This is a genomic window from Allobosea sp. 10L417 (genome assembly GCF_056395485.1).
In genome coordinates, this window is sequence record NZ_JBFTJP010000011.1 from 182,927 (window position 1) to 206,996 (window position 24,070).

21 protein-coding genes and 1 tRNA gene are annotated in these 24,070 nt (G+C 65.8%); 14 read left to right on the forward strand and 8 right to left on the reverse strand.

Annotation, left to right across the window (positions count from 1 at the left end):
• Window positions 1-12: 12 nt before the first annotated feature.
• On the forward strand, window positions 13-939 hold the full coding sequence (locus AC1DE3_RS23380) for a cation diffusion facilitator family transporter (protein ID WP_441510747.1): 927 nt from the start codon (window positions 13-15) through the stop codon (window positions 937-939).
• Window positions 940-1,070: 131 nt separating this feature from the next.
• The gene (locus AC1DE3_RS23385; protein ID WP_441510748.1) at window positions 1,071-2,279 is read left to right on the forward strand and encodes a M20 family metallopeptidase; all 1,209 of its coding nucleotides are present in this window, start codon (window positions 1,071-1,073) and stop codon (window positions 2,277-2,279) included.
• Window positions 2,280-2,285: 6 nt separating this feature from the next.
• Here the strand turns inward: AC1DE3_RS23385 and AC1DE3_RS23390 are convergent, their stop codons facing one another.
• Window positions 2,286-2,867 carry a TetR/AcrR family transcriptional regulator gene (locus AC1DE3_RS23390; protein WP_441510749.1) on the reverse strand — a complete coding sequence of 194 codons (582 nt, stop codon included), beginning with the start codon at window positions 2,865-2,867 and terminating at the stop codon, window positions 2,286-2,288.
• A gap of 106 nt (window positions 2,868-2,973) precedes the next feature.
• Between AC1DE3_RS23390 and AC1DE3_RS23395 the strand changes: the two genes are divergently transcribed.
• Window positions 2,974-3,198 (forward strand): hypothetical protein, encoded by a 225-nt coding sequence (locus AC1DE3_RS23395; protein ID WP_441510750.1) that lies wholly within the window; start codon window positions 2,974-2,976, stop codon window positions 3,196-3,198.
• 8 nt (window positions 3,199-3,206) lie between these two features.
• Here the strand turns inward: AC1DE3_RS23395 and AC1DE3_RS23400 are convergent, their stop codons facing one another.
• Together AC1DE3_RS23400 and otsB are read right to left on the reverse strand one after the other, a co-directional pair.
• On the reverse strand, window positions 3,207-5,048 hold the full coding sequence (locus tag AC1DE3_RS23400) for a glycoside hydrolase family 15 protein (protein WP_441510751.1): 1,842 nt from the start codon (window positions 5,046-5,048) through the stop codon (window positions 3,207-3,209).
• A gap of 10 nt (window positions 5,049-5,058) precedes the next feature.
• Window positions 5,059-5,859 (reverse strand): trehalose-phosphatase, encoded by an 801-nt coding sequence (gene otsB, locus AC1DE3_RS23405; RefSeq protein ID WP_441510752.1) that lies wholly within the window; start codon window positions 5,857-5,859, stop codon window positions 5,059-5,061.
• 279 nt (window positions 5,860-6,138) lie between these two features.
• Here otsB and otsA point away from each other — a divergent pair, with 279 nt between their 5' ends.
• The 6 genes from otsA (at window position 6,139) to AC1DE3_RS23435 (ending at window position 13,891) form a co-directional block, all read left to right on the forward strand.
• A complete protein-coding gene (otsA, locus tag AC1DE3_RS23410) occupies window positions 6,139-7,692 on the forward strand; it encodes an alpha,alpha-trehalose-phosphate synthase (UDP-forming) (protein WP_441510753.1) in 1,554 nt (517 codons plus the stop codon).
• A gap of 182 nt (window positions 7,693-7,874) precedes the next feature.
• Window positions 7,875-10,142, forward strand: a complete 2,268-nt coding sequence (gene ptsP, locus AC1DE3_RS23415) for a phosphoenolpyruvate--protein phosphotransferase (RefSeq protein ID WP_441510754.1) — start codon at window positions 7,875-7,877, stop codon at window positions 10,140-10,142.
• 49 nt (window positions 10,143-10,191) lie between these two features.
• Window positions 10,192-11,277, forward strand: coding sequence for a peptide chain release factor 1 (prfA, locus tag AC1DE3_RS23420; RefSeq protein WP_441510755.1), 1,086 nt, complete (start codon window positions 10,192-10,194; stop codon window positions 11,275-11,277).
• Between the two features lie 74 nt (window positions 11,278-11,351).
• The gene (locus AC1DE3_RS23425) at window positions 11,352-11,603 is read left to right on the forward strand and encodes a hypothetical protein (RefSeq protein WP_441510756.1); all 252 of its coding nucleotides are present in this window, start codon (window positions 11,352-11,354) and stop codon (window positions 11,601-11,603) included.
• A gap of 53 nt (window positions 11,604-11,656) precedes the next feature.
• The gene (gene prmC / locus AC1DE3_RS23430) at window positions 11,657-12,496 is read left to right on the forward strand and encodes a peptide chain release factor N(5)-glutamine methyltransferase (RefSeq protein WP_441510757.1); all 840 of its coding nucleotides are present in this window, start codon (window positions 11,657-11,659) and stop codon (window positions 12,494-12,496) included.
• A 420-nt stretch (window positions 12,497-12,916) separates the two neighbouring features.
• Window positions 12,917-13,891: a DUF4167 domain-containing protein gene (locus tag AC1DE3_RS23435; protein WP_476780906.1), complete on the forward strand. Its 975-nt coding sequence runs from the start codon at window positions 12,917-12,919 to the stop codon at window positions 13,889-13,891.
• A gap of 66 nt (window positions 13,892-13,957) precedes the next feature.
• Here the strand turns inward: AC1DE3_RS23435 and AC1DE3_RS23440 are convergent, their stop codons facing one another.
• Window positions 13,958-14,743, reverse strand: coding sequence for an MOSC domain-containing protein (locus AC1DE3_RS23440; protein WP_441510759.1), 786 nt, complete (start codon window positions 14,741-14,743; stop codon window positions 13,958-13,960).
• Window positions 14,744-14,872: 129 nt separating this feature from the next.
• Window positions 14,873-15,181 (reverse strand): DUF2293 domain-containing protein, encoded by a 309-nt coding sequence (locus AC1DE3_RS23445; protein WP_441510760.1) that lies wholly within the window; start codon window positions 15,179-15,181, stop codon window positions 14,873-14,875.
• Window positions 15,182-15,356: 175 nt separating this feature from the next.
• On the opposite strand from AC1DE3_RS23445, the gene clpB reads away from it, so the two are divergent.
• The gene (clpB, locus tag AC1DE3_RS23450) at window positions 15,357-17,975 is read left to right on the forward strand and encodes an ATP-dependent chaperone ClpB (RefSeq protein WP_441510761.1); all 2,619 of its coding nucleotides are present in this window, start codon (window positions 15,357-15,359) and stop codon (window positions 17,973-17,975) included.
• Window positions 17,976-18,135: 160 nt separating this feature from the next.
• Here the strand turns inward: clpB and metW are convergent, their stop codons facing one another.
• Together metW and metX are read right to left on the reverse strand one after the other, a co-directional pair.
• Window positions 18,136-18,759 (reverse strand): methionine biosynthesis protein MetW, encoded by a 624-nt coding sequence (gene metW, locus AC1DE3_RS23455; RefSeq protein ID WP_441511183.1) that lies wholly within the window; start codon window positions 18,757-18,759, stop codon window positions 18,136-18,138.
• Between the two features lie 180 nt (window positions 18,760-18,939).
• Window positions 18,940-20,109, reverse strand: a complete 1,170-nt coding sequence (gene metX, locus AC1DE3_RS23460; RefSeq protein ID WP_441510762.1) for a homoserine O-acetyltransferase MetX — start codon at window positions 20,107-20,109, stop codon at window positions 18,940-18,942.
• A gap of 309 nt (window positions 20,110-20,418) precedes the next feature.
• On the opposite strand from metX, the gene AC1DE3_RS23465 reads away from it, so the two are divergent.
• The 4 genes from AC1DE3_RS23465 (at window position 20,419) to AC1DE3_RS23480 (ending at window position 23,505) form a co-directional block, all read left to right on the forward strand.
• Window positions 20,419-21,255, forward strand: a complete 837-nt coding sequence (locus AC1DE3_RS23465; protein WP_441510763.1) for a chorismate mutase — start codon at window positions 20,419-20,421, stop codon at window positions 21,253-21,255.
• A gap of 32 nt (window positions 21,256-21,287) precedes the next feature.
• Window positions 21,288-22,394, forward strand: a complete 1,107-nt coding sequence (gene hisC / locus AC1DE3_RS23470; protein WP_441511184.1) for a histidinol-phosphate transaminase — start codon at window positions 21,288-21,290, stop codon at window positions 22,392-22,394.
• A gap of 5 nt (window positions 22,395-22,399) precedes the next feature.
• Window positions 22,400-23,338 (forward strand): prephenate/arogenate dehydrogenase family protein, encoded by a 939-nt coding sequence (locus AC1DE3_RS23475; protein WP_441510764.1) that lies wholly within the window; start codon window positions 22,400-22,402, stop codon window positions 23,336-23,338.
• Window positions 23,339-23,429: 91 nt separating this feature from the next.
• Window positions 23,430-23,505, forward strand: a tRNA-Thr gene (locus AC1DE3_RS23480).
• A 99-nt stretch (window positions 23,506-23,604) separates the two neighbouring features.
• Here the strand turns inward: AC1DE3_RS23480 and AC1DE3_RS23485 are convergent.
• On the reverse strand, window positions 23,605-23,862 hold the full coding sequence (locus AC1DE3_RS23485) for a hypothetical protein (protein ID WP_441510765.1): 258 nt from the start codon (window positions 23,860-23,862) through the stop codon (window positions 23,605-23,607).
• Window positions 23,863-24,070: the final 208 nt, after the last annotated feature.

Below are 24,070 nucleotides of genomic sequence, written 5' to 3' on the forward strand. Positions count from 1 at the left end.
AGGGCCAACTCCGTGAACACAGAGCAAAACGTTCTGCGCGTCTCGATCGCCGTCACCTTCCTCCTCGCAGCGGCGGGCATTGCCTTCGGCCTCCTCTCCGGCTCCTTCGCGATCGTCTTCGACGGCGTCTACGCTCTGACGGACGCGACCATGACGATCGTCGCGCTGCTGGTCGCCAATCTGATTACGTCCTCGACGGCTGACGGCGCTGTCGGCGGCAGGCTGGTCAAGCACTTCACCATGGGCTTCTGGCACCTGGAACCAATGGTCCTCGGCCTTAACGGCATCCTCCTGACGGGAGCAGGGATCTATGCGCTGATCAACGCAATCGGCAGCATCATGGCCGGTGGGCGGCATCTCGCCTTCGATTACGCCATCGTCTATGCGGTGCTGACGATGCTGATCGCCTTCGCCATGGCGATCTACGGCAAGCGGGCCAACCGGGACCTCCATTCGAACTTCGTCGCGCTGGATGCCAAGGCCTGGGCGATGTCCGGCGGCCTCAGCGGCGCGCTGCTCGTCGCCTTCGTCTTCGGTTACGCGATCCAGGGGACTCGGTTCGCCTGGATGCTGCCCTATGTCGATCCGGTCGCGCTGGCGCTGGTCTGCATCGTCGTGATCCCCATGCCGATCGGAACGATCAAGCAGGCCCTCGCCGACATTCTGCTGGTAACGCCGGCCGATCTGAAGCGCCATGCCGACAACGTCGCGGAGGACATCGTCCGTCGCTACGGCTTTGCCACCTACCGATCCTATGTCGCGCGGGTCGGCCGCGGACGGCAGATCGAGCTCTATTTCATCGTGCCCAAGGACGGGCCGGCGAAGAAGCTGGAGGAATGGGACCGCATCCGCGATGAGATCGGCGAGGCGATCGGCGACGATACGCCTGACCGCTGGCTCACCATCGTTTTCACCACAGATCCCGAATGGGCCGATTGAGCCCGTCTAGGCGGCGCCGGCTGGCATGCGCGCGGTGAATGGGATCTCCGCTGTGGTTTGCCGTTGCCGCGAAAGGCCCAGCCTATAAGCTGCCCGGCATTGTCCCATCCGGAACGAATGCGAGTGAGCCGATGAGCGCTTTGACCCCCGAGGAGCAGAAGGTCACGGAGTGGCTGGCGAGCCGCAAGGAAGGCATGGTCGCGCTGTTGCGCGAACTGGTCGATACCGACTCGGGCTCCTACGACAAGGCCGGCGTCGACCGGGCAGGAGAGGTCGTCGCGCGCTTCCACAAGGCGAATGGGCTCGACGTCGAGGTTTTGCCGGACGCCCGCTTCGGCGATGCCGTCAAGGCGCGCCTGCGCAATCCGACAGCCAATGACCAGCGACCCGTGCTGCTGCTCGGCCATCGCGATACCGTCTTCCCGCAGGGCGAACCGACGCGCAGGCCGTTCACGATCAAGGGCGCGCGTGCCTATGGGCCGGGCGTCGCCGACATGAAGGGCGGCATCGTGATCTCGGCCTTCGTCGCCGCGGCGTTTTCAGAATGCGGCGGCCTGACCTCGCCGCTCATGATGCTGACGACCAGCGATGAGGAGATCGGCTCACCGTCCTCCCGGCCGGTGATCGAGGAAGCGGCGCGCGAGTCGCGCTGCGTCTTCAATGCCGAGCCCAGCCGGCTGCCTGCCGGAACCGATTTCGCCAGGGACCACAAGCAGTCGGTCACCAGCGGCCGCAAGGGCGGCGTCTTCATGCGCGCCGAATTCACCGGCAAACCCGCCCATTCCGGCGCGAACTATGAGAAGGGCGCCTCGGCCATCGTCGATCTCGGCCACAAGATCCCGCAGCTCCAGGGCCTCACCGATCTGGAGAAGGGCATCACCGTCAATGTCGGGCTGATCGGCGGTGGCCAGACCGTCAACACCATCGCCCCGCACGCCTGGTGCGAGATCGATCTGCGCTATGTCACCGCTGCCCAGCGCGACGAGATGGTCGGCAAGATCACGGCGATCGTCGAGGCGCCGCAGGTGCCGGGCACCAGCGCCGTGCTCTCGATCAAGGGCGAATTCCTGCCGCTGGAGCGTTCATCGGAATCGGCCGTGCTCTACGACGTCTATCGCGAGGCCGCGGGCGCTTTCGGCATCGGGGTGACCGCGGAATTCACCGGCGGTTGCGCCGATTCAGGCTTCACCGCCGCGCAGGGCACTCCGACCTTGTGCAGCGTCGGGCCGATCGGCGGCATGGCCCATACGCCGGACGAGTTCCTGGAGGTCGAGAGCCTGGTCCCGGCGGCGCAGGTGCTGGCGCTTGCCGTGATGCGCGCTGCCGCGAAGGTCGGCTGAGAGCGGTCAGCGGCAGAGCAGATCGATCTTGCGGCTGAGCGAAGGCTCGTCCTCGCTCAGCCGGTCGGTCAGCACATGCAGCCAGTTGAAGCCGACCCAGAGCTCGAGCCGGTCGTCGATCTCCTCAGGCGCGAACTCGCCGCGCTCGGCGGCGCGCACGAACATCTGCCGTGGCGCCGCCAGCCTCTCCGGCATGAACTTGAAGCGCAGCGCGGCGAGTGCGCTTTCGCTGCTCTGAGCCTCGGCGATCAAACCCCGGAAGACGCGCCCCGCCGTATCCTCGCGCCAGAACCGCCAGAGATCCCTGGTGTAGCGCAGAAGGTCGGCGCGCAATGAGCCCTCGTCGGGCACGGGGATCGCGGCGTCCTTTTCCGCGCCGTAGACGTCAATGAACAGATCGGCCTTGTTCGGCCACCAGCGGTAGATCGTCGGCTTGCCGGCGCCGGCACGGCGGGCAACCTCCTCGATCGAGAAGCCGGCATAGCCCTTCTCCGCCAGCAGATCCCGCGCTGCCGCCTTCACGGCCGCCTCCGTCTCGGGGCTGCGCCGCGCGCCGATCGAGGCACGCCGCTTCAGGTGCGGTTCCATTGCAATCCCGTCCTTGTCGCTTCGCGGTCTCTCCTTGACATAACGAAACGGGCCGTTTAGATCAACCAATCGAAACGGTCCGTTTCGTTATGAACAAGGCCATCACATGGGCACGCCTTCTTCCTTCTCGCGCCTTGCGGCACGCCTGCGCTTCCTGGCGGTTGCGACTGCCGGCGCCTATGGCGCCATCAATCTCCTGCTGGCTTTGCTCGCGCCGCTGACACAGGGGTGGCCGACGCTCGGCGTCACGGCCCTGGCAGTGCCGCCGATGGTGCTGGCGATGGTCTACGGTGTGATCCCGATCGCGTTCCGTTTCGGTTCGCCCCGCTGAAGCATGGCTCAGAACGCCTCTTCCCAGTCGCGGCTGAGGCGCATCGCGCAGTTGATCAGCCCGACCATCGAATAGGTCTGCGGGAAATTGCCCCAGAGCTCGCCGGTTTCGAGGTCGGCATCCTCCGAAAGCAGGCCGAAGCTGTTGCGCCGCTTCAGGATGCGCTCGAACAGCTCCTTGGCCTCCTCGCTGCGCCCGATCGCGTTCAGCGCATCGACATACCAGAAGGCGCAGATCAGGAAGCCGGTGTGCATGTAGCCGAAATCGTCCTGTACCGCGTAGCGCAGCAGCAGGTCGCCGCGCTTCAGGTCGCGGCCAATCGCCTCGACGGTGGCAATGAATCGGGCGTCATCCGGCTTGACGAAGCCGATCTCGGCGAGGAGCAGCAGCGTCGCGTCGAGTTCCTGACCGTTGAAGGTCGAGACGAAATGACCTTTCTCGCCGTTCCAGATCTGCTCGGCGATGATGGTTTTGAGCCGCTTCGCCTCGCCCTTCCAGTATTCCTTGCGATCGGCGCGCCCGAGCGTGCCGGCGATGCGGGCGAGCCTGTCACAGGCGGCCCAGCACATCACGCTGGAGAAGGAGTGCACGGCTTCCTTCTCGCGCAGCTCCCAGGGGCCGGCATCGGGCTTGTCGAACACGGAGATCGCCAGCTCGCCCATCCGTTCGAGCTGGCTGAACAGCGTATCCTTGCCGGGCTGGATCAGGCGACGGTCGAAGAAGGAATGCGTCGCCGCCAGCACAACCGCGCCGTAGCCGTCGTTCTGGATCTGCACCGCCGCGCCGTTGCCGAAGCGCACCGGCTGGTGCCCGCGATAGCCTGAAAGGTTCGTGGCCTCGAACTCGATCAGCGTGCCGCCGCGCGTGATCGGGTAGAGCGGCGGCAGGTGCTCGGCGCCGCTCTCCGAGAAGGTGTCGACGATATTGGTGATGAAGCCGAGATAATCCTCCATCGTCCGCGTCGTGCCGAGCCGGTTCAGCGCATGGACGACGAAATAGGCGTCGCGCAGCCAGCAATAGCGATAGTCCCAGTTACGTTGTGTGCCAGGCGCCTCCGGAATCGAGGTGGTCAGTGCGGCGACGATGGCCCCGGTCTCCTCGAAGGAGCAGAGCTTGAGCGTGATCGCCGCGCGGATCACCTCTTTCTGGTACTCGAACGGGATCGAGAGCGAGCGCACCCAGTCGCGCCAGTAATCGGTCGTCTTGTCGAGGAATTCGCGTGATGCCGTTTCGATTTCCGCGCGCAGCGCCTCGTCCGAGCCAATGACGAAGGAATAGGTCTGATCCACGGCGAACGGCGTGCTCTCCATCACGTAGGAGATCGGCGCATTCGTCGTCAGCCGGATCGTCTGGTCGGCGCCGACGAAGCGCATGTGGTTGGAGCCGCGGGTGATCTCGTCGGGCTCTTCTCCGATGCCGAGGCAGGGCTTGAGCAGGACGCGGATGCGCGGACGGCCCGAGATGCGGCGCACGCGGCGCACGAGCTGCGGCGGACGGAAAAAACGCTCGTAGCGCACGAAGCGCGGCGCGAAATCGAGAATCTCGATGGCGTTGCCCTGATCGTCCGACAGCACGGAGGAGAGGATCGCGGTGTTGTCGAGATAGCCCTGCTCGCAGCGCGTCATGCCGACGAGCTCGATGGCGAAGAAGCCCTTGTCGAGCTCATCATTGCCGTCATCGGCCTTGTTGTTGATCAGCGAGCAGAACACCGGATCGCGGTCGAAACGCGGGAAGCAGCCCCAGACGATGCGGGCGCGCCGGTCGATGAGCGCGGCGATCGAGCAATTGCCGATCACGCCGAGGTCGAGCGAGGCGGAGTGCTGCCCCGCAGCCGTGGTCGTTACGCTCATGGCTAGGCCCTTAGTTCTGGGAAAAACTGGAGGCGGTCAGGCCGCCATTCTCGGCGGCTTCGAGCAGGATATGCCGCAAGGCGGTCGGCGAGGCGAGGCGGATCGTCGCCAGGCTCTCTCGATCCGCGCCGATGCGGATCGAAAGCCCACCCATGGCGTTGACCGTCTCGAAGCCATCCTCGTCGGTGATGTCGTCGCCGATGAAGACGGGGCGGTGGCCGGCATAGGCCGGTGTCGCCATCAGCCAGGCGATGGCGCCGCCCTTGCTCGCGCCGGCCGGAACCAGCTCAGCGACGGACTTGCCCTCCTGGAGGCGCACGCCGGGCCCAAGCTTCGCAGCGGCCTTTCGCATCAGATCCAGCGCCTCGTCCTTGAGCTCGGGCGCAAGCCGCCAGTGCAGCGCTGCCGAAATCCGCTTGTCCTCGACGATGATGCCGACATGGCTGTTGGCGAAGCGCGCGAGGTCCCGCAACGTCTCGCGCATATGTTCGGGGGGGGCGGACTGCGAGCGCAGCTCGCCCCCCATCCGAATCTGGGCGCCGTGCAACCCGGCGATGTCGAAGCGGTAAGGTGCCAGCATCTCGTCGAGAAAGGCGATCGGGCGCCCCGAGACCAGGGCCAGCGCCCCGCCAAGCTGGCTGCGCAGGCTTTCCAGCGCCGGGGCGACGCGCCGGTCGAGCTGGACGTCCTCGGGGGAGGGCGCGATCTCGACCAGTGTTCCGTCGAAGTCGAGGAACAGCGCGATCTGCTCCGCCTCCGTAGCGATATCACGAGCGCTGTGGACAGTTTCCGGTTCGATCAATGTCGTCATCGCTTTCTATTTGGGCAGGGAAGACGGCAGAAGAACGGCTGTCCTCGCTGGCAATCCTTTCTCATGGCCGGCGCGCGGCTACCAGCGCGGAAAAATCGTCATCGGGGTTGTCTCATTTTACTGTTCGCCCGATAGTGGCGATCACGATTTCATCGCAGCTCCGCCACCGCTTCGCCATGCGGCCAGCGCTGCACCCCGGAAACATTACGCTTGCCTGGGCGTTCTGTTCCTGCCGCCGATGGCAAAAATCGGGCGGCCCTCCTGGAGAAATTCGTCGCTATGCGTCTCATCGTCGTTTCGAACCGCGTCACCATCCCCGATCGTCAGGAAAAGGCGACGGCGGGCGGGCTGGCGGTGGCGCTGCGCGAGGCGCTCGAGCAGCATGGTGGCCTCTGGTTCGGCTGGAGCGGCGGCATCAGCGACGCCGCGGTCCATGACATCCGGCAGATCCAGCGCGGCAACGTGACCTATGCCGTGACCGACCTCAGCGAAGCCGAGCGGCAGAGCTATTATCTCGGCTTTTCGAACCGGGCTCTCTGGCCGCTGATGCACTACCGGCTCGGGCTGACCGATTTTCAGCGCAGCGACTATATGGGCTATCTCGGCGTCAATCGCCGCTTCGCCCGGGCGCTGGCGAGTCTCATCCAGCTCGACGACGTCATCTGGATCCACGACTATCATCTGATCCCGCTGGCGGCGGAACTGCGCCGGCGCGGTGTGACCAACCGCATCGGCTATTTCCACCATATCCCGTGGCCCTCGGCCGATGTGATCGGGGCCTTGCCGTTCAGCGGGACACTGATCCGCACCATCGCCGCCTATGATCTGGTCGGGATGCAGACGGAGCTCGATGTCCGCAACCTGATCGGTGGGCTGGAGGCGCTGTGCGGCGGGCGCCGCGACGGGCAGCGCGTGCGCGTCGGTACGCGCGAGACTGAGGTGCAGGCCTTCCCGATCGGCATCGACGTCGAGGGGTTCCGCCGCCTCGCCACGGCCTCGACGCGTCAGGCGCCGACACCGCTGCGGGCCACGCGGGAATCGCTCGGTGAGCGCAAGCTCGTCGTCGGCGTCGATCGGCTCGACTATTCGAAGGGTATCGTACAGCGTCTCGAGGCGTTCGGAGAGTTCCTGCGCAGCCATCCCGAGCATCGCGGCAAGGTGAGCCTCCTGCAGATCGCCCCGCCTTCGCGCAGCGACGTGCCCGAATATGCCGAGCTGGACCGCCTTTCCGACGAGGTTGCGGGCAGGCTGAACGCCCAGCTCGGCGAGTTCGACTGGACGCCGATCCGGGTGGTGAAAAAGGCATATTCCCGCAATGCGCTCGCCGGCTTCTATCGCCGCGCGGAGGTTGGGCTCGTCACCCCGATGCGGGACGGGATGAACCTCGTCGCCAAGGAATATGTCGCGGCCCAGAATCCCGCGGATCCGGGTGTCCTCGTCCTCTCGCGCTTCGCCGGCGCCGCCCAGCAGATGCGCGAGGCGCTGATCGTCAATCCCTATGATGCCCATGAGGTGGCGGACGCGATCCGCACCGCGCTCGCTATGCCCAAGACCGAGCGCATCCGCCGCTTCGAGGCGCTTTACACTACGATCGCCGCTGCGGACATCGATTGGTGGACGCAGAGATATCTCGACGCATTGACGGGCCGTGCTGGCGTGCCGGGCGTGGAAGCCGAGCGCGAGAAACCGAGGACCGGGACCCGGCGCCCTGCGCGGACCGCCGTCATCACGAAGCGGCCGTCCCAGGATGGCAAGAGCCGCAAGGTCTCGAAAGAATCACCGCGGAAGCCGGAGGCCCTCGCGGCGTCTCATCTGGCGGTGGTTCGACCATGAGACCTTGGCTCAATCGCGACGAAGACGGTCGAAATCTTGGGGGGATGTTCCAAGGCCTGTTCACAGCCCTTGCCGAATAAGGTCTTTGGTCGCTAGAAGGCAGCATGGCCGGGTTGGGCGACTCGGGTCGGACAGGCATCGTATCGTCGATGGCTGAGGAGGCGGGCGGAGGGCTGAGATCGATGCGAGGTGCTCTCGGAGGACCGGGCGTTCTGTTGCGCCGCCTCCGCGAGGTCATGGCCGCATCGATCAGCCCGCAGGAGCGGCTCGATCGGCTCGTCGTCCTGATCGCCGGCAACCTCGTCGCGGAAGTCTGCTCCGTCTACGTTCTGCGCGAGGACGGCTCGCTCGAGCTTTACGCCACCGAGGGCCTCAACCGGGAGGCGGTTCACCTCACGACCATGCGCGCGGGCGAAGGCCTCGTCGGTCTGATCGCGAGCGAGGCTGAGCCGTTGGCGCTTTCGGATGCGCAGGCGCATCCCTCCTTCTCCTACCGGCCCGAGACGGGCGAAGAGGTTTATCGCTCCTTCCTCGGCGTGCCGATCCTGCGTGGCGGCGCCGTGATGGGCGTGCTCGTCATCCAGAACCGCGCCTCGCGCATCTATTCCGAAGAGGAGGTCGAGAGCCTCCAGACCACCGCCATGCTGATGGCGGAGATGATCGCGGCCGGCGGGTTGAAGTCGCTGGCAGCGCCCGGGGCCTCCATCGGTCTCGACCGGCCGATCCACAGTGTCGGCGTGATCCTGGCTGACGGCGTCGGGCTTGGCCATGCGGTGCTGCATGAGCCCCGCGTCGCCATCAGCAACCTCATTGCCGAGAATCCGGCTGCGGAGGTCGGCCGCCTCGAAGCCGCGATCGGCGAGATGCGCGCATCGATCGACGAACTGATCGAGCGGGGCGACGTCGCTCACACCGGCGAGCATCGCGACGTTCTCGAAACCTTCCGCATGTTCGCCCATGACCAGGGCTGGCTGCGCCGGATGCGCGAAGTCGTGATGACCGGTCTGACTGCCGAGGCGGCAGTGGAGCGCGTCCAGTCCGACACCCGCGCGAAGATGCTGCGCCAGACCGACCCCTATCTGCGGGAACGGCTGCATGACCTGGACGATCTCGCCAACCGGCTGCTGCGCACCCTGCTGGGCAAGGCCAATGGCGTTGCGCATGAGCAATTGCCCGAGAACGCGATCCTCGTCGCGCGCTCCATGGGGCCGGCCGCTCTGCTCGACTATGAGCGCGCGCATCTGCGCGGCCTCGTCCTGGAAGAAGGCGGCCCGACCAGTCACATCGCCATCGTTGCCCGCGCGCTCGGCATTCCCGCAGTCGGAGAGGTCGCGAATGCGACTGCGCTCGTCCAGGCGGGAGACGCCATCATCGTCGACGGCCAGGCGGGCGAGGTGCAGATCCGCCCGCAGCCGGATGTCGAGAACGCCTACAAGGACAAGGCCCGGCTGCGTGCCCGCAAGCAGAAGCAGTACGAGAAGCTCAAGGAGCTGCCGGCGGCGACCAGGGATGGCGTCGCGATCACGCTGCAGATCAATGCCGGCCTGATCGTCGACATGCCGAACATCGAGGCGACGGCGGCGTCCGGCATCGGCCTGTTCCGCACCGAGCTCCAGTTCATGGTGGCACAGCATATGCCGACCACCGCCGAGCAGCAGGCGCTCTATACGGCGGTGCTGGATGCGGCTGGCGAGCGCTCCGTAACCTTCCGCACCCTCGATATCGGCGGCGACAAGGTGTTGCCCTATATGGAGCGGGTCGAGGAGGAGAATCCGGCGCTCGGCTGGCGGGCGATTCGCATCGGGCTCGACAAGCCCCGCCTGCTCAGGGCGCAGTTGCGCGCGATGCTGCGTGCCGGAGCCGGGCGCGATCTCAAGATCATGCTGCCGATGGTCGCGACGACCGACGAGTTCCGCCGCGCCCGCATGATCATCCGCCGCGAGCAGGCAATGCTGGAGAAACAGGGCGTCGCTCCGCCGCATGATCTGCGCGTCGGGGTGATGGTGGAAGTGCCTTCGCTTCTGTTCGAGCTGCCGGAAATCGCCCGCGAGGCCGATTTCCTCTCGATCGGCACGAACGACCTGATGCAGTTCCTCTTTGCCGCCGACCGCGAGAACAAGCGCGTGGCGGATCGCTTCGATCCGCTCGGTGTCGGGGCCTTGAGGGCGCTGCGCCGGATCATCGATGCGGCGTCGGAAACCGACTGCCCGGTGACGGTCTGCGGCGAGATGGGTGGCAAGCCGCTCGAGACGATGGCGTTGATCGGTCTGGGTTATCGCGGTTTCTCGATGTCGGCCGCCTCGGTCGGCCCGGTCAAGGCGATGCTGCGTGCGCTCGACGTCCGCAAGCTCCGCGAACGCATGGACTGGATGCTCGCCTCGCCGGAAGGAGCCGCCAGCCTGCGCCCGCACCTCGCCGCCTTCGCGGCTGAATTCAAGGTCCCGGTCTAGCGACGCTCGCTCGCACACCCGGCCTTCTCGTCATTCGCAGAGTTATCCAATGTCCCTTCAGCTTCCCCAGGATCGTCTCGACACCATCGTGGCGCGTCATGCCGCCGCGATGGACGAGATCAACCATGCGAGCGATCCGGTCCGAACCGTCGAACTGGCGAAGGAACTCTCGGAGCTCGATCCCGTCGTTGCAGCGATCGCGTCCTGGCGCCAGGCTCAGGTCTCGCTGGAGGAGGCGGAGGGCCTGATCGCAGATCCCGCTACCGACCCGGAATTCCGCGATCTCGCCTATGAGGAGCGCGATGCCGCCCGCGCCGAGATCGAAGTGCGTGGCCGCGAGATCCTGATCGCGCTGCTGCCGAAGGACGCCGCCGACGAGCGCGGCGTCATCATTGAAATCCGGGCGGGAACCGGGGGGGACGAAGCTTCGCTCTTCGCCGGTGATCTGCTGCGCATGTATCAGCGCTATGCCGCCCAGAAGGGCTGGAGCGTCGACATGCTTTCGGAAAGCGAGGGAACCGTCGGCGGTTACAAGGAAGCCATCGCCGAGATCAACGGCCGCGGCGTCTATGCCCGGCTCAAATTCGAATCCGGCGTTCACCGTGTCCAGCGCGTGCCGGATACCGAGGCGAGCGGGCGCATCCATACCTCCGCTGCAACGGTCGCGACCCTGCCGCTCGCGAGTGATGTCGACGTCGTGCTGAACGATGGCGATATCCGGGTCGACACGCTGCGCTCCGGCGGCGCCGGGGGGCAGCACGTCAACAAGACGGAATCGGCGGTGCGCCTCACCCATATTCCGACAAATACGGTCGTGCTGGTTCAGGACGAGCGCTCTCAGCACAAGAACAAGGCCAGGGCCTATGAACTGCTGCGCGCCAAGCTCTACGACATGGAGCGCCTGCGCATCGATGCCGAGCGCTCAGCGGACCGGCGTTCGCAGGTCGGCTCGGGCGATCGCTCGGAGCGCATCCGCACCTATAATTTCCCGCAAGGTCGCGTCACCGACCATCGGATCAACTTGACGCTCTATAAGCTCGACGAAATGATGCAGGGCTTGGTGCTCGACGAGATCGTCGATGCCCTGACCGCCGAGCATCAGGCAAAGCTCCTGGCAGAGGAAGGAGCGGCGTAAGTCCGTGGCGATGAAACCAAATCGCCCCCTCCACGTTGGTGGTGTGTTGACACCAGCAAAGGGGGGATCCTCCCATGATCAAGACGATGTCCACGGTAGCGATGGCCGGCCTGATGGCGCTGGCGATGAGCGGAGTCTCGCAGGCGCAAGAGAAGGCGCTTCGGAAAGTCACCTCGGGTCCGCCCGCGGCCTTGCAGGGGGCAATGACCCAGTCGCAGGCGCGCAAGGCCTGCCAGATGGAGATGAAGGGCGCGCGCGAGAGCAAGGCCTCGATCAATACCAAGATGAAGCTGTGCATCGACCAGAAGATGCAGGGCAACAGCTGATCGACCGCGCGAACCCGAGCGCTTCGGCGATCGATTGGTCAGGGGAGGGCGCCGTGCCGACCGTCAGGGAAGCGCGGCGTTTCCTTGCGCGGCGCCTGATCCAGTCTGGCTCTCAGAGTGCAGGGCTCGACGCCCGCCTCCTTGTCGAGGGAAGCCTGGGAGTCGAGAATCCGGATCCCGACATGGCTTTGCCGCCGGAGGGGCTTGCCAGGCTGCGCGACTTTGCGCTGCGGCGGATATCGGGCGAGCCCGTCTGGCGCATTCTCGGCGAACGCGAATTCTGGGGCCTCGCATTTCGGCTTTCGCCCGCCACGCTTGAGCCGCGGCCGGACAGCGAGACCATCGTCGAAGCCGCCTTGAGGGAACTGGCCGATCGCCGGGGCGAGGCCCTGAAGCTGCTCGATCTCGGAACCGGCACCGGCTGCTTGCTGATCGCGCTGCTGAGCGAGCTGCCGCTGGCGACGGGCATCGGGATCGATCTGTCGGAAGACGCTATCGTCACGGCGGCCGGCAACGCTGAGCTGAACGGAGTGGCCGAGCGCGCGAACTTCCGGCGAGGCAACTGGACGGAAGGGCTGGGCGGCGGCTTCGACTTGATCCTGTCCAACCCGCCCTATATCCCCTCGTCAGAGATCGCCGGTCTGTCCGTCGAAGTGCGAGAGCATGACCCGTTGCTGGCGCTCGATGGTGGTGAAGACGGGTTGGGGCCCTATCGCATCCTTGCTCGGTCCTTGCCCGCTTTGCTGGCACCCGGCGGCCTGGTCGTCTTTGAGATCGGTGCCGGGCAGGGCCCCGACGTCATCGCGCTGATGCGCGCCGGTGGGCTTGAATTCCGCGGCAGCCGGAACGATCTGGGAGGGCACGAGCGGGCGTTGATCTTCGCGCTCGCCTGAAATGCACAGGCTTTTGGTTGATTTCGCTTGGAGAAGCAGTCAAAAGCCGCTATGCAGCATTCAGCCGAAGCTGGTGGCGTCAGAGCCGGGCCTCAGGGCAGTTTCCGTTTTTGCAGGATTTGCTCGAGTTCGGCATCGTTTGCAGGCATGTTCCTGAGGCGATGCAGCTGACAAGCCGGGTGGAGCCCCGAAGGCGCGTGGCGCCGATCGGCTCATGGGGTTGAGGCCCCTTTTGGGGCGGAGCCCCGTTTTGGAAAAGAGCGCGTGAAGACCAGAAACGGCGTATCGCCCCTTCGGGTCAACTCAGTCCGGCACAGCGTCGCAACCCGCTGTGTGTCGCAACGCGTATGACGGCACCACGGTTGCTTTGAGCACAGAAGCGCGAGACAGACGCGAATGAGACCAGGTCAGAACCGGCGTATGCGCGGCCGTAACAATAACGGCAACAACAACGGCAATCGCAAATCTCCAAATCCGCTGCAACGTAGCTACGAATCCAACGGTCCGGACGTAAAGGTCCGGGGCACGGCGCAGAATGTCGCCGAGAAATATCTGCAGCTTGCGCGCGACGCCCAGTCTTCTGGGGATACGGTCGCGGCCGAGAGCTATTTCCAGTATGCCGAGCATTATTATCGCATCCTGCTAGCGGCGCAGGAGCAGATGGCCCAGCAGTTCGGCCATTCCTTCCCGCCGAACCGCGCTTTCGTCGAGGATGCGGATGAGGGTGACGAGGAGGGCGACGAGGAGGCCATGTCCTTCCAGCCCGGCACCGGGCCGCAGCCCGAGATTCGTGGGCAGAACGGCTATGTCGGCCCCAACGGCTACAACGGCCATGGCGGCCAGCGGGCTGAGGGCGAGGGCGGCGAGGGCCAGCAGCAAGGCGGCCAGCGCTTCGATCGCCAGAATCGCCGCGAGCGTTTCAACAACGACCGCCGCTTCGACCGCCAGGACCGCGGCGAGCGCCGTTTCGATCGGAATGCGGAAGGCGATCAGGGCGCTCCGGGCGGCTACGCACCGCGTCCCGACGCGCCGCGTTCCGATATCCCGGTCGCCGGCGAGGGCTCGGCCGAGGTTGCTTCCGAGCAGGCTCAGGGCGAGCGCCGCTTCGAGCGGGCCGAGCGTCCCCAGCGCGAGCGTCGTCCGCGCCGCGAGCGCGAGATCGAGGCGGATGCGGGCGAGGATGTCGCCGCGGCCCTGCCGTCCTTCCTGACCAACCCCGTGCGCGTCTCGGCGCCGGAGCCCGTCGAGGCAGCCCCGGCCGAGCCGGTGGCGGCTCCGGTTGAGGCGGCTGCGGAAGTCGCTGCGGAGGCGGCGCCTAAGCGCACCCGCCGTCGCCGCTCGCCGCGCGAGGTCATGGACGCGTTGGGTTCTGAGACGGATGGTTCCGCCGAGTGAGTGGCGGAGCTTGCTGACAGCTTTGAAAAAGGGCCCGCAAGGGCCCTTTTTTATTGGTCTGCGCTCTCAGGCGATGCCGAGTTCGACCGTCGCTTCCGCCGGCGTCAGCACGTCGCCTGCCTGTAGGCTCCCGCCGGCGACGATGCGGCAATAGATGCCGCAATCGACATGGCCGTAGTTCTGCATCAGCGCCTTCGGGATCTGCATGTCGCGCGCGCCGGTCTCCGGGTCGACATTGGTCGCCGCGCAGCGCTCGATCCGCTTGATCACATGCAGCCGCAGGCCATCCGGCCCGTCGAGATCGCGGCCAACCAACTCGTTCTCTGCCCAGGGCTCGAGACCGCTCACCATCAGATTGCCGCGGAAGCGCAACGGATCGACTGGCCGCCCGAGGCGTCTTTCGAGATCGGCAACGCTGGCGAGATTGATGATCGAGACGAAGCCGGAACGGGAATCGGTGAAGCGATAGGTCGAGGGCGCCGTCAGCAGTTTCGGTTCGCCGCGCAGCTCGTCGGGCATGAAGCCCTCGAAGAAGCGCGTGATCGCTGCCCTGCCGTCATCACTGGCGGTCGCTGCACGCAGCACTTCCCGGCCTCCCTCGTGGATGACGAGATCTCCGCTCGCATCGTCATAGCGGCTGCGCAGCCGGGCCAGCGACTCGTTGCGCATCAGCATCAGGTATTTGATCTTCGGCTGATGCACCGGTTCGGCCGGGTCGAAGCCGGAAAGGCCGTTCTCGATGGCGAACAACCGGTCGCCGGGAAAATAGCCTTCGGTGGGCAGGTCGGCGCGCTGAAGCGGCTCCGGCGAGAGGCCTTTCACAGGGTAGCGATAGAGCGTTTCGATGCGCATGGTCCGACCTGAGCAGGCAAAAGATGGCGGACCATAGCCTTGCCACGCCGTCCTGACAGATCAAATCTTGTATCCGTTTCGATCAATCCGCCGGCATGGGAACCGGTTTTGGGCATAGCCGACGCTGCATTAGTCGTCTTCGCCGTCGCTGACCGAGCGTTGGCAGCCCCAGCCGGCGAGCACGGCGTCGGTCTCATCGGCGACGAAGAAGCGGGCGGCGTCGCGGTCATAGCCTTCGGACAGCAGGCGTTCGTAGTCGGTATGGACGTGGCGGACATGGCTGCCGAGCGCGAGCCAGAGCGCGGTCGAAGGCGGCAGGTCCTTCATGTGCCGCCGCTCGGCCAGTGTGACTACAGCCTCAGCGTCGGAGAGCGGGATGCCAGGCGCAATCGCCCTCAACGCCCGACGAATCGCCTGCTGTCGCTTGGTCCCGGCCATGCCCGATCTGTGCCTGGCGCTTGCGTCAGGTCAATTGTGGCTCGCCACCTCTTCCGTTGCGCCAATGTCACACTATGTTGGAGAGCGAGGGGCGGCTTATTGTGGCGCCCCATCTTGATGAAAGGGCAGCGGAGCACGTCGCCACGGGGCGCGTTCCGCGGGCGGAGTGATGTGAATGAACATTGAAAAATATACGGATCGTGCGAAGGGCTTTCTTCAGGCGGCGCAGACGATCGCGTTGCGGGAGGGGCACCAGCAGTTCACGCCCGAGCATTTGCTGAAGGCGTTGCTTGATGACAACGAAGGCATGGCGGCGGGCCTGATCGATCGGGCCGGCGGCCAGTCGCGCGTCGCGTTGCAGCTTGTCGATCAGGCGCTGGCGAAGCTGCCGAAGGTCTCGGGCGGCTCGGGCGGCCTCAACCTGACGCCGGGCTTGGCCCGCGTCTTCGACACCGCCGAGAAAGCGGCCGAGAAGGCCGGCGATAGCTTCGTCACGGTTGAGCGGCTTTTGCTCGCTCTCGCGATCGAGAAGGACACCGAGGCCGGCAAGGCCCTGTCCAAGGCCGGCGTGACGCCGCAGGCGCTGAACGCCGCCGTCGAGGCGATCCGCAAGGGCCGCACCGCCGATTCCGCGTCCGCCGAGCAGGCCTATGACGCGCTGAAGAAATATGCCCGCGACCTGACCGCTGCGGCGCGTGAGGGCAAACTCGATCCGGTGATCGGCCGTGACGAGGAAATCCGCCGCACCATCCAGGTGCTGTCGCGTCGGACCAAGAACAACCCCGTCCTGATCGGCGAACCCGGTGTCGGCAAGACCGCCATCGCCGAGGGCCTTGCCCTGCGCATCGTCAATGGCGACGTGCCCGAGAGCCTCAAGGACAAGGAACTGCTCGCCCTCGACATGGGCTCGCTGATCGCCGGCGCGAAGTATCGCGGCGAGTTCGAGGAGCGGCTGAAGGCTGTGCTGACCGAGGTTTCGTCCTCGGATGGCGGCGTCATCCTGTTTATCGACGAGATGCACACCCTCGTCGGCGCCGGTAAAACCGACGGCGCGATGGATGCGTCCAACCTGCTGAAGCCGGCGCTCGCCCGCGGCGAACTGCACTGCATCGGCGCGACCACGCTCGACGAGTATCGCAAATATGTCGAGAAGGACGCCGCTTTGGCGCGGCGCTTCCAGCCCGTCTTCGTCGACGAGCCGACGGTCGAGGATACCATCTCGATCTTGCGCGGCCTGAAGGAGAAATACGAGCAGCACCACCGCGTCCGCATCAGCGACTCGGCGCTGGTCTCGGCCGCGACGCTCTCGAACCGCTACATCACCGACCGCTTCCTGCCCGACAAGGCGATCGACCTCGTCGACGAAGCCTCGGCGCGGCTGCGTATGCAGGTCGACTCGAAGCCCGAGGAGCTGGATTCGATCGACCGCGAGATCGTGCGGCTCAAGATCGAGCAGGAGGCGCTCAAGAAGGAGAACGATGCCGGTTCGAAGGAGCGGCTGAAGCGGCTCGAATCCGAACTGGCCGATCTGGAGGCGCGCTCCGACGCGATCACCACCAAGTGGAAGGCCGAGAAGGACAAGCTCGGGCAGGCGGCTGAGATCAAGACCAAGCTCGACAACGCCCGCAACGAGCTCGCCCAGGCCCAGCGCAAGGGCGAATACCAGCGGGCGGGCGAGCTTGCCTATGGCGAGATCCCGCAGCTCGAGAAGCGGCTGGCCGAGATCGAGGAGAAGGGCGAGAGCACCGGCATGGTCGAAGAAGCCGTGACGCCGGACCATGTCGCGCAGGTCGTCAGCCGCTGGACCGGCGTGCCGGTCGACCGGATGCTCGAAGGCGAGAAGGAGAAGCTGCTGCGCATGGAGGAGGTTTTGGGCGCCCGCGTCGTCGGCCAGCGCGAGGCGGTGGAAGCGGTCTCGACCGCGGTCCGTCGCGCCCGCGCCGGCTTGCAGGATCCGAACCGCCCCATCGGCTCCTTCATGTTCCTCGGCCCCACGGGCGTCGGCAAGACCGAGCTTACCAAGGCGCTGGCCGCGTTCCTGTTCGACGACGACAGCGCGCTCGTCCGGATCGACATGTCCGAATACATGGAGAAGCATTCGGTTGCTCGTCTCATCGGCGCGCCTCCCGGCTATGTCGGCTATGAGGAGGGTGGGGCGCTGACGGAAGCCGTGCGGCGCCGGCCCTATCAGGTCGTGCTCTTCGACGAAGTCGAAAAGGCGCATCCGGATGTCTTCAACGTCCTGCTGCAGGTTCTCGACGACGGCCGCCTGACCGACGGCCAGGGCCGCACGGTCGACTTCCGCAACGTGCTGATCATCATGACCTCGAACCTCGGTTCGGAATTCCTGGTGAACCAGCCCGAGGGGCAGGACAGCGATGCCGTCCGCGACGAGGTCATGGGCGTGGTCCGCCACGCCTTCCGGCCGGAGTTCCTGAACCGGATCGACGACATCATCCTGTTCCACCGCCTGCGGCGGCAGGACATGGGCGCGATCGTCGACATCCAGATGGCCCGCCTCGCGAAGCTGCTCACCGACCGCAAGATCACGCTCGAGCTGTCCAAGGAGGCGCGCGAGTGGCTGGCGGACAAGGGCTACGACCCCGCTTATGGCGCGCGCCCGCTCAAGCGCGTGATCCAGAAGTTCGTGCAGGACCCTCTTGCCGAGGCCATCCTTGCCGGCGAGATCGTCGACGGCGAGACGGTGCCTGTCACCGTCGGGCCGGGCTCGCTGATGCTCGGCGAGGTCGCGGCCGTGAAGGAGAAGCGGCCTGCGGGCGTCGCGCTGAACTGAGCCGGCGCGCGAAGCCTTCTCCCCTTGGGGGAGGAGGTGTCTGCGGAGCAGACGGATGAGGGAAGGGCCGCGCAAGCGGCCCTTTTCCTGTTTTGAAGAGATTCATCCCTCATCCGTCATGGCTTCGCCATGCCACCTTCTCCCCCGAGGGGAGAAGGATTTATCCCCGCTTCAGCAGGAACACCGCCTGCGCGCCGAACAGGTTCCAGAACCACCAGGGCGCGTTGACGCCGACTTTACCGCCGGCGGCGTCGAGCGCGACGGCGCGTTCCTTCTTGGCGCCGATCACTTCGCAGAGCGCGACGAAGTCCCGGATCGTGCAGAAATGGATGTTGGGCGTGTCCCACCATGAATAGGGCAGGGCGTCTGTCACCGGCATCCGCCCCTGGAAGAACACCTGGCCACGCATGCGCCAATGTCCGAAATTCGGGAAGGAGACGATGGCGTGCCGGCCGATGCGCAGCATCTGCTCCAGCACGAGCCGCGGATTGCGCGTCGCCTGGATCGTCTGGGAGAGGATGACGTAGTCGAAGCTGTCGTCAGGATAGTCGGCGAGGTCGGTGTCGGCGTCGCCCTGGATCACCGACAACCCTCGTGCCACGCAATCGGCCACGCCCTCGCGGGAGAGTTCGATGCCGCGCGCATCGACTCTCCGGGTTTCGGCGAGCAGCGCCAGCAGCGCGCCGTCGCCGCAGCCGACATCGAGCACGCGCGTGCCCGGCTGCACCATCTCGGCAACAAGCTTCAGGTCGATGCGGCTGGTCTGGTTGTCGGGGAGGGTCATGGCGGTCAGCTCGTCATGCTCAGGCTCGCCCCTCGTCATTCCGGGGCTTCGCGTAGCGAAGAACCCGGAACCCACGGCTGGGCTCGGTCTTATGCAGCTGCAACGGGATAGGGCTCACCCGGTCGTGGGTTCCGGATTCGGCCTTCGGGGCCGCCCCGGAATGACAGAGGGCGGCACTCATCACAGGCCCCGTGCCCGGGCGGCCGCACCGATGAAGCCGCGCGTCGTGGCGAAGAGATTAGGCTCTTCCAAAAGGAAGGCGTCGTGCCCCTTGTCGCTTTCCAGCTCGACGAAGGAAACCGAGGCACCGGACGCATTCAGCGCGTGCACGATGGCCCGGGAATCAGCCGTCGGGAACAGCCAGTCCGAGGTGAAGGAGGCCACGCAAAAGCGCGTCTTGGTGCCGGTGAACGCGCGCGCCAGCACCCCGTCATGGTCGGCGGCGAGGTCGAAGTAGTCCATCGCGCGCGTAACGTAGAGATAGGAATTGGCGTCGAAGCGCTCGACGAAGCTCAAGCCCTGATGGCGCAGATAGCTTTCGACCTGAAAATCCGCGTCGAAGGAGAAGGTCGGCGCCTCCCGGTCCTGCAGCTTGCGGCCGAATTTGCGGTGCAGCGCCTGCTCGGAGAGATAGGTGATATGCGCGCCCATGCGGGCCACAGAGAGGCCCTTTGACGGCCGCGTGCCCTCTTCGAGATAGCGGCCCTGCCGCCAGTCGGGGTCGGCCATCACCGCCTGCCGGCCGACTTCGTGGAACGCGATGTTCTGGGCCGAGTGCTTGGCGCCGGTCGCAAGGGGCAGCGCCGAGAACACGCGGTTCGGATAGCTTGCCGCCCATTGCAGCACCTGCATGCCGCCCATCGAACCGCCCGCGACGCAGAACAGCGTGTCGATGCCGAGAGAGTCGACCAGGGCGGCTTGCGCCCGCACCATGTCGCGGATGGTGACGACCGGGAAGGACAGGCCCCAGGGCTTGCCCGTCGCCGGATTGGTCGAGGCCGGACCGGTGGTGCCGGTGCAGCCGCCGATCACATTGGCTGAGATCACGAAGAAGCGGTCGGTATCAACAGGCTTGCCCGGCCCGATCATCGCGGTCCACCAGCCGCCCTTTCCGGTGATCGGATTGCGGCTCGCCACATATTGGTCGCCGGTCAGGGCATGGCAGACCAGGATCGCGTTCGACCGAGACGCATTCAACTCACCATAGGTCTGATAGGCGATCTGCCAGTGATCGAGCACCACGCCGCAATCCATCAGCAGTGGCGTGTCGGGCCCGAAGCGCGCGACCGGGCTCGAAGGCTCGTTCGCCTCCTTCAGCGGGTCGGCCAGGCTGGGGGAAAGATCGCTCATGTCGTCCGTTTCGGCAGAATGATTTGTCTTGCCGGTCCAAGTGTTCGGAAAATCGAACCCTAGCGATGCCGTGCCCTGACGCGTCTGTCAACGCGGGACTGCGCAGCCGGCTTTGCCAAGGCGTGGCGGGAGCGCTAAGGAGCGTGGCAACTCCTAAAGCCCTCATCCTGAGGAGCCGCGGAACGCGGCGTCTCGAAGGATGATCCAGCGGGTTCCGGCACCTCCTGGAGCATCCTTCGCGACGCAGCCTTGCGGCTGCTCCTCAGGTGAGGGTTCACAGGTCCTCGTCGAGAAGCGCACCCTGCTGCCATGACCGAAGCCGCCCCCACGACCCTCGCCGATCTGCGCTCCGAGATCGATCGCATCGACAGCGAGATGCATGCGCTGCTGATGGAGCGCTCGCAGATCATCGAGACGCTGATCTCGGTCAAGAAGACGCAGGCCTCCGGCTCCGCCTTCCGTCCCGGCCGCGAGGCCGACATGATGAAGCGCCTCGCGCTGCGCCATAAGGGGCTTTTGCCGCTCGATACGGTCGAGAGCATCTGGCGCATCATCATCGCGACCTTCACCTATGTGCAGGCGAACTACTCGGTCCACGCCGATGTCTCCGGCGGCGACCCGGCAATGCGTGATTCCGCCCGCTTCCATTTCGGCTTCACCGTGCCTTTCGTCCCGCATGAGGATGCGCGCGCGGTCATTCACGCCGTCGCCGAGTCGGCCGGCGATCTCGGCATCTTCCGCATGGATCAGGGCGCCAGCGCCGGCATCTGGTGGCGCGACCTGATCGGGGTGGACAAGCCCAAGATCATTGCGCGCCTGCCCTTCATCGAGCGGCCGGATCATCCCGCCGGCACGCCGGTCTACTGCATCGCCAAGCCGCTGACCGACGCCGCCGTGCGCGAGATCGTGCTCTATGCCGCCCGCGTCGAGCGCTGGTCCGAGAACCTGCGTCACGGCCTCGCTGAGCATCTGGCCGAGGTCTCGGCCTCCGCCGCCGACGGCTCGCATCTGTCGCTGCTGGTCGCCGCTTCCGGCGAGGTCGATCAGTCCGTGATCCGCGAAGCCCTCGTGCCCGCAGGCCTCAGCGATTTCTCAGAGGTCGGCAGCCACGCCGCCCGTTTCGCCGTCAAATCATCAGCCCGCTGATCGGGCGCGCTCTGTTTCCCGTTGCAAGGTCAATCACCATGGCGACCCGTCCCACTCCGCGTCCCGGCGTCCTCGACATCGAGGCCTATGTCCCCGGAAAATCCGCAGCGCCCGCCGGTGTGAAGCTGCATAAGCTGTCCTCCAACGAGACCCCGCTCGGCCCGAGCCCCAAGGCGATCGCAGCCTTCGAGGGCCTCGCCGCCAAGCTGGAACTCTATCCCGACGGCACGTCGAGCAAGCTCAAGCAGGCGATCGCCGGCCGCTATGGCCTCGATCCCGCGCGCATCATCTGTGGCAACGGCTCGGATGAACTGCTCGAACTCGTCACCAAGGCCTATCTCGGGGCGGGCGACGAGGGCATCTACAGCCAGTACGGCTTCCTCGTCTATCGCATCGCCATCCTCGCCGCCGGTGGCAAGCCGGTCATCGTGCCCGAGAAGAACTATACGGCCGATGTCGATGGCATTCTCGCCGCGGTGACACCGAAGACCAAGATCGTCTTCCTCGCCAATCCCAACAACCCGACCGGCACCTATCTGCCCTTCGACGAGGTTAAGCGCCTGCAGGCCGGCCTGCCGCCGCATGTCCTGCTCGTGCTCGACGCGGCCTATGCCGAATATGTCCGCCGCAACGACTACGCTTCCGGCATCGAGCTCGTCGCCGAGAGCGAGAATGTCGTGATGACCCGCACCTTCTCGAAGATCTATGGCCTCGCCAATCTGCGCATCGGCTGGATCTATGCGCCGGCTCATATCATCGATGCGCTCGAACGTATTCGCGGCCCCTTCAACGTCAATGGCGCCGCGATCGAGGCGGGCGCCGCCGCCGTCGCCGACGAGGCTCATGTCGCTGCCGCGCTCGAGCACAACGAGAAATGGCTGGCCTGGACGACGGCGGAGGTCGAGAAGCTCGGCCTCACCGTCACGCCTTCGGTCGGCAATTTCATTCTCATCCACTTCCCGAAGACGCCAGGCAAGACCGCGAAGGAGGCCGACGCCTTCCTGACCCAACGTGGCCTCATCCTGCGTGCGGTCGGCGGCTATGGCCTGCCGGACGCGCTGCGCATGACCATCGGTTCCGAGGAGGCGAACCGTCTCGTCGTCGCCGCGCTCGCCGACTTCGTCGCGGCCAAGGCGTGACGCAGATGGCGGAAAGCTTCGCCCCGCGTCGGTCCGAGCCGATCTTCGCCCGCCTCGCCATCATCGGCATCGGGCTGATCGGCTCTTCCATCGCGCGGGCGGCGAAGGAGCTGAACCTCGCCGGCACCATCGTACTGTCGGATCGCGACGAAGCAGTTCGACAGCGGGCGCGCGAACTCGATCTCGGCCATGCCGTCGTCGAGACGGCGGCCGAAGCGGCTGCTGACGCCGATCACATCATCCTCTGCGTGCCTGTCGGTGCCTGTGGGGAGGTCGCGGCGGAAATCGCGGCCGTGCTGAAGCCGGGTGCGATCCTGTCGGATGTCGGCTCGGTCAAGGGCTCGGTGGTCGATGCCGTCCTCCCGCATCTGCCGGAGGGCGTCTCTTTCGTGCCGGCCCATCCGGTCGCGGGCACCGAGAATTCCGGCCCCGATGCGGGCTTCCCCAGCCTCTTCCTCAACCGCTGGTGCATCCTGACCCCCCCCGAGGGCACCGATCCGAGCGCGACCGCCAAGACCCGCCAGCTCTGGGAGGGCATGGGCGCGCTGGTCGAGGTGATGAGCGCGCAGCACCATGACCTGGTGCTGGCCGTGACCAGCCATCTGCCGCATCTCATCGCCTACAACATCGTCGGCACGGCCGAGGATCTGGAGGCGGTGACGCAGTCCGAAGTGATCAAGTTCTCTGCCGGCGGCTTCCGCGATTTTACCCGCATCGCTGCTTCCGACCCGACGATGTGGCGCGACGTCTTCCTGCATAACAAGGAGGCGGTGCTGGAGATGCTCGGCCGCTTCAACGAGGACCTCGCTCTGCTCACCCGCGCGATCCGCTATGGCGACGGCGAGACCTTGCACAAGCACTTCACCCGCACCCGCGCGATCCGCCGCGGCATCGTCGCGCTCGGTCAGGAGAAGCCGGAGACGGAGAAGCTGCGCAAGGATTGACGTCTGCCGCACGATGCCGTGTGGAGGCACTGTGCATGACGTCGAGATTGGCTTGCCAAGGCCGGCGCCTGCTGGTACAGCGCCACCCATTGCCGCTTTAGCTCAGCTGGTAGAGCACCTCATTCGTAATGAGGGGGTCGGGGGTTCGAATCCCTCAAGCGGCACCACTTTCATATCCGCTGGCGCTCGCCGGCATTCAGAAACCGGCCACAGCGGCCGGTTTTTTCGTATCTGGCGGTCGCCCGCTTATCACGCTGCGCCGCTGCTCATTGTCTTGCCGCGCGGGCCCGGATCGCGGCCTCGTCGGCGGCCTGCTGGCGCCTGAAGGCGGCAATGTTCTCCTGACCCGCACGCATGTTTTCGGCTGCGCGCCCGTCCTGCATCATGTCGTGGCCCTCCTGCAACACATCCATGGTGCAGCCGGCAGTGCGATTGCAGGCCCTCGCCGGCAGGGAACCGACGGTCAGGTAAATCGCCGCGCCAGCCGCCGCTATTCCGGCAAGGATGAGGATTTTTCTATCCATGTGGCGGGCTCCACGCCGAGGCATTGAACACGGCAAAGGCAAGTCCAATCCGCCGGTGCTCGCGCACGACTTAAACGCGTGCCGCGGCTTCTCGTCACGCGCGCTGAAAACATCGATTGGCCTAACGAATACTCCGATCTTGAGAAGTCGGAACCTGTCCCCAAGGACAATACGCCGCCCTCTCTCATTGTGCTGAATTTGGCGGCCG

Coding starts and splice junctions, on each gene's coding strand:
- otsA (WP_441510753.1), top strand. CDS start 6,139: ATGCGTCTCATCGTCGTTTCGAACCGCGTCACCATCCCCGATCGTCAG.
- AC1DE3_RS23485 (WP_441510765.1), bottom strand. CDS start 23,862: ATGGATAGAAAAATCCTCATCCTTGCCGGAATAGCGGCGGCTGGCGCG.
- AC1DE3_RS23400 (WP_441510751.1), bottom strand. CDS start 5,048: ATGAGCGTAACGACCACGGCTGCGGGGCAGCACTCCGCCTCGCTCGAC.
- prfA (WP_441510755.1), top strand. CDS start 10,192: ATGTCCCTTCAGCTTCCCCAGGATCGTCTCGACACCATCGTGGCGCGT.
- AC1DE3_RS23440 (WP_441510759.1), bottom strand. CDS start 14,743: ATGCGCATCGAAACGCTCTATCGCTACCCTGTGAAAGGCCTCTCGCCG.
- AC1DE3_RS23435 (WP_476780906.1), top strand. CDS start 12,917: ATGCGCGGCCGTAACAATAACGGCAACAACAACGGCAATCGCAAATCT.
- clpB (WP_441510761.1), top strand. CDS start 15,357: ATGAACATTGAAAAATATACGGATCGTGCGAAGGGCTTTCTTCAGGCG.
- otsB (WP_441510752.1), bottom strand. CDS start 5,859: ATGACGACATTGATCGAACCGGAAACTGTCCACAGCGCTCGTGATATC.
- AC1DE3_RS23475 (WP_441510764.1), top strand. CDS start 22,400: ATGGCGGAAAGCTTCGCCCCGCGTCGGTCCGAGCCGATCTTCGCCCGC.
- metW (WP_441511183.1), bottom strand. CDS start 18,759: ATGACCCTCCCCGACAACCAGACCAGCCGCATCGACCTGAAGCTTGTT.
- AC1DE3_RS23465 (WP_441510763.1), top strand. CDS start 20,419: ATGACCGAAGCCGCCCCCACGACCCTCGCCGATCTGCGCTCCGAGATC.
- AC1DE3_RS23390 (WP_441510749.1), bottom strand. CDS start 2,867: ATGGAACCGCACCTGAAGCGGCGTGCCTCGATCGGCGCGCGGCGCAGC.
- AC1DE3_RS23385 (WP_441510748.1), top strand. CDS start 1,071: ATGAGCGCTTTGACCCCCGAGGAGCAGAAGGTCACGGAGTGGCTGGCG.
- ptsP (WP_441510754.1), top strand. CDS start 7,875: ATGCGAGGTGCTCTCGGAGGACCGGGCGTTCTGTTGCGCCGCCTCCGC.
- AC1DE3_RS23445 (WP_441510760.1), bottom strand. CDS start 15,181: ATGGCCGGGACCAAGCGACAGCAGGCGATTCGTCGGGCGTTGAGGGCG.
- AC1DE3_RS23425 (WP_441510756.1), top strand. CDS start 11,352: ATGATCAAGACGATGTCCACGGTAGCGATGGCCGGCCTGATGGCGCTG.
- metX (WP_441510762.1), bottom strand. CDS start 20,109: ATGAGCGATCTTTCCCCCAGCCTGGCCGACCCGCTGAAGGAGGCGAAC.
- AC1DE3_RS23395 (WP_441510750.1), top strand. CDS start 2,974: ATGGGCACGCCTTCTTCCTTCTCGCGCCTTGCGGCACGCCTGCGCTTC.